At 63.2% G+C, this 4,079-nt stretch carries 5 protein-coding genes; 4 read left to right on the top strand and 1 reads right to left on the bottom strand.

All coding sequences use genetic code 11. From position 1 onward, the window contains the following. Positions 1-189, bottom strand: a 189-nt coding sequence (locus K0U62_09630; protein MCH9801774.1) for an SAM-dependent methyltransferase, incomplete at its 3' end; no start/stop codon positions are given. A 191-nt stretch (positions 190-380) separates the two neighbouring features. Between K0U62_09630 and K0U62_09625 the strand changes: the two genes are divergently transcribed. The 4 genes from K0U62_09625 to K0U62_09610 all read left to right on the top strand — a co-directional run. Next, positions 381-1,160, top strand: a complete 780-nt coding sequence (locus K0U62_09625; protein ID MCH9801773.1) for an electron transfer flavoprotein subunit beta/FixA family protein — start codon at positions 381-383, stop codon at positions 1,158-1,160. 20 nt (positions 1,161-1,180) lie between these two features. Continuing rightward, positions 1,181-2,128, top strand: a complete 948-nt coding sequence (locus K0U62_09620; GenBank protein ID MCH9801772.1) for an electron transfer flavoprotein subunit alpha/FixB family protein — start codon at positions 1,181-1,183, stop codon at positions 2,126-2,128. A gap of 253 nt (positions 2,129-2,381) precedes the next feature. Continuing rightward, positions 2,382-2,723, top strand: a complete 342-nt coding sequence (locus K0U62_09615) for a DUF4190 domain-containing protein (GenBank protein ID MCH9801771.1) — start codon at positions 2,382-2,384, stop codon at positions 2,721-2,723. A 196-nt stretch (positions 2,724-2,919) separates the two neighbouring features. Then, positions 2,920-4,079: cysteine desulfurase (locus K0U62_09610; protein MCH9801770.1), on the top strand; the 1,160-nt coding region annotated here is incomplete at its 3' end.

Raw genomic sequence — 4,079 nt, 5'->3', positions numbered from 1 at the left:
GCCGGCTTGCCGCAGCAACTCAGCGCCATAGCCCTCGCCACAGCCCGCTTCCACGACTACCCCAGCGATCCCCGAGCTACGAATCCACTCATAGACGGCCTCATGCCTGCGGAACCAGTAGTTTTCCCGGGCAATTCCGGGCACGGTGCGCTCTCCGGTGAGGGGTAGGCCTTGTTCCGACAGCGACACTGTGGCACCTCTCCTACGCGGGTGGCTCGATTCTGCCACCTCGGTGATGGCGCTTGATTTACGCCTGCTGCATACGTCCATTCGGGTGTGAGCAAAACCCCAGGAAACCCAATTGTTGCCCTTGGCTACTGGCGAGTAACATAGCGGAAAGTAGGCTCCATATTCCGGGGTCGAACCTTATGGAGGGCCATATGAAGATCGCTGTATGCGTGAAGCAGGTGCCAGACACCTGGGCTGAAAAGAAACTGTCGGACGCCGACAAGACTTTGGACCGCGACTCGGTCGAAGCCGTAATGAACGAGCTCGACGAGTACGCCGTAGAAGAAGCGCTGCTCATCAGCGAGGCCAATGAGGGTGAAGTTGTCGCCGTCAGCATGGGCCCGGAGCGCGCCGAAGAAACTGTGCGCAAAGCGCTGCAGATGGGAGCCGACTCCGGCATCCACATCCTGGACGATGCGCTGCAGGGCTCCGACGCTGTCGCCACGTCGTTGGTGCTGGCTGAGGTGCTGAAGGATCGCGGTTTCGATCTGATCATCTTCGGCTCGGAGTCCACGGACGCGCGGATGAGCGTTGTCCCCGCGATGGTTGCCGAGCGGCTGAGCCACCCGCAGCTCACCTTCGCCAACAAGGTTGAGGTTGATGGGGGCACCGTGAAGATTCAGCGGCAGACCGATTACGGCTACGACGAGGTTGAGGGTGCGTCCCCGGCCGTTGTCAGTGTCGTGGAGAAGATCAATGAGCCGCGGTACCCGTCCTTCAAGGGCATCATGGCCGCGAAGAAGAAGCCGATCGAGACTGTCAGCCTGGGTGACTCCGGCGTTGATGGCGGTCAGGTTGGTCTGTCTGCCTCCTGGAGCGAGGTTGCCACTGCAGCCCCGCGTCCGCCGAAGGCAGCAGGCGTGAAGATCGAAGACGAGGGAGCCGGCGGCAGCAAGATCGCCGACTACCTCAGCGAGCAGAAGTTCATCTGAGGGACGAGGAGAAACGAATCATGAGTGAAGTACTAGTTCTCGTTGAGACCGACAATGGTGCGGTCAAGAAGGTTTCCCAGGAGTTGCTGACCCTGGCCCGCGGCGTGGGTGAGCCCGCTGCCGTTGTGACTGAGGCAGGCGTTGATACCGCAGCCTTGGCTGAGTTCGGTGCGGCGACGGTCTACGTCGCCGAGGCTGCTGAGCTGAACGACTACGTGGTCGGCCCCAAGGTGGACCTGTTGGCCCAGCTAATCGCGGAGAAGTCCCCGGCTGCTGTGCTGATCGCTTCCACCGCTGAGGGCAAGGAGATCGCTGGTCGTCTCGCCATCCGCGCTGGCTCCGGCGTCATCACCGACGCTGTGGCGGTTGCCGCGGACGGCACCGCTACTCAGTCGATCTTCGGTGGCTCGATCATCGTGGAATCCAAGGTGAGCACCGGCACGCCGATCATCACGGTGCGTCCGAACTCGTCTTCGGCAGAGCCCGCCCCCGCGGCTGGCACTGTCGTTCCGGTGCAGGTGCAGTTGTCCGACAGCTCCACCGGTGCCAAGGTCACTAACCGCGTCGTCGCTGAGTCCGGCGGACGCCCCGAGCTCGCCGAGGCCCCCGTTGTTGTTTCCGGTGGTCGCGGTGTCGGTGGCGAAGAAGGCTTCGGTGTCATCGAGGCGCTGGCCGACTCCCTCGGTGCAGCCGTGGGTGCGTCCCGCGCTGCCACCGACGCCGGTTGGTATCCGCATCAGTACCAGGTCGGGCAGACCGGCAAGACAGTGTCGCCCAACTTGTACATTGCCAATGGCATTTCCGGTGCGATCCAGCACCGGGCCGGGATGCAGACCTCGAAGACCATTGTTGTGGTCAACAAGGACCCGGAAGCCCCGATCTTCGAGCTCGCCGATTTCGGCGTAGTCGGCGACTTGTTCAACGTCGTTCCGCAGCTCACCGAGGAGATCAACAGCCGTAAGGGCTGAGCCCCGCAAGAACCGATACCGCCCGTCGGCGCGGCCACTTGGCCGCCCGGCGGGCGTTGTCGTTGCGGGATCTTGTGCGTCGGCCACGCTTGCCGTTGGTCGGGGTCAGCACCGCCCGCTAACCGTGACTTGGTGACCGTGCCACTGTGCCGCCGAGGTTGTTTCCCAGTGGCGAGTTCGCTAGAGATGAATGGGCAGGTCCGGACTTCGGCTACCCGCCCTCGGATGCGTACGCCAGCGAAAAGTGGGATTTATGAGTGAGACACCACCACCGCCACTCCCAGACGACAATGCCCCAATGCCACCAACTGGACCTGTTCCTGCAGGTTCTGCGCTTCCCAAGAACAATGGTCTGGCTATTGCATCGCTGATCTGCGGCATCCTCGGACTGATTTCGTGTGGGTTCACCCTGATCATCTCGCTGGCTGCCATCCTGCTGGGGGCAGTGGGTCGAGGTCAGATTCGGCGTTCTGCGGGACAGCAGCAGGGCGAAGGTATGGCAATCACCGGCCTGATCTTGGGCATCGTGGGATTTGTGATGGGGCTGATCACCCTCGCGATCCTGATCCCCGTCGTGCTGAACCAAAACGTCTAACCAAGCGCCGCGCTACTGCCCGGTTCGCGTCTGGCTGGCTGCCCGCGCACCACTGCGAAGGCGCTGCGCGGGCCGGGCTGAGAGCAGATCAGTGCTGGCCAGCAGCAGTTCAGGTGACCGGTGGTCGGTCTCATCACCAAATCCCGCATATCCTGGTAGTTGACCAACCGACTGACCGACAGGCACCGACACCGCTATGACCTATTTGGATCACGCCGCCAGCACCCCGATGCGCGCCAGCGCTCGGGAAGCCTGGCTGGACGCCACCACCGTGAGTGGTAACGCGTCATCCGGTCATGCCTCTGGCCGACATGTCCGGCGCATCCTGGAAGACGCCCGCGAACAGATCGCAGAAGATCTCACCGTTGACCCTGACCGGGTGGTCTTCACCTCCGGCGGCACCGAATCCGACAACGTGGCGGTTACCGGGGGCTATGCGGCCCGCAACCAAGCCGACCCACGGCGGCGTGTGATTGTGCTGAGCCGGATCGAGCACAAAGCGGTTATCGAGCCAGCTGAGCACCTGCAAGGACAAGGCGCAGAACTTGAGTGGCTGGACGTAGACGCGACCGGCTCGGTCAACCCAGATCAGCTGCGCGACATCCTGACCCGCCGCAGTGACGAGGTCGCACTGGTTGCGGTGATGTGGGCCAACAACGAAGTCGGCGCAGTACAGCCCATCGCCGAGTTGGCAGAAATCTGCGCTGAGCATGACGTCCCGCTGCATTGTGATGCGGTGCAGGCGCTGGGCAATATCGCGATCGAAGCCGACCTGCCTGACACCGCCGCTTTCACCGCCCACAAAGTCGGCGGACCGGTAGGAATCGGGCTGCTGCTGGTGGACCCGAAAGCCACGGTGGAACCACTACTGCGTGGTGGTGGTCAAGAACTAGGCATGCGCGCCGGCTCCAGCAATGTCGCCAGTGCTGCGGGTGCCGCGGCAGCAATCCACGAGGCTGTCACCGAACAGCAGCAGCACGCCGACCGGATGGCTGGCCTGCGCGACCAACTGCTGCGGGGCATCGCCCAGCAGGCAGCAGGCAACCGGCCGTTTGACTACGTCGTGAACAGCACCGAGGCGGGGCTGCCGGGTCTGCTCAGCCTCTCCTTCCCCGGCTGCGACGGGGACGCGTTAATGATGCTGCTCGACGACGCCGGCATTTCGGTATCGACGGGTTCAGCCTGCACCGTGGGTATTCCTAAGCCGTCGTACGTATTGACTGCCATGGGCGCGGAACATACCAGCAGTACCTTACGAATCAGCCTGGGCTGGAGTTCCGGACCCGGTGACGCCGCAGCGCTGCTTACCGCATTACCGGCCGCGGTGGCGGCAGCGGCGAAAGCGAGTGCGAGTGC

It is taken from the genome of Actinomycetes bacterium, assembly GCA_022599915.1.
Taxonomy (GTDB): Bacteria; Actinomycetota; Actinomycetes; order S36-B12.
This window is presented reverse-complemented; position numbering and strand designations above follow the sequence as displayed.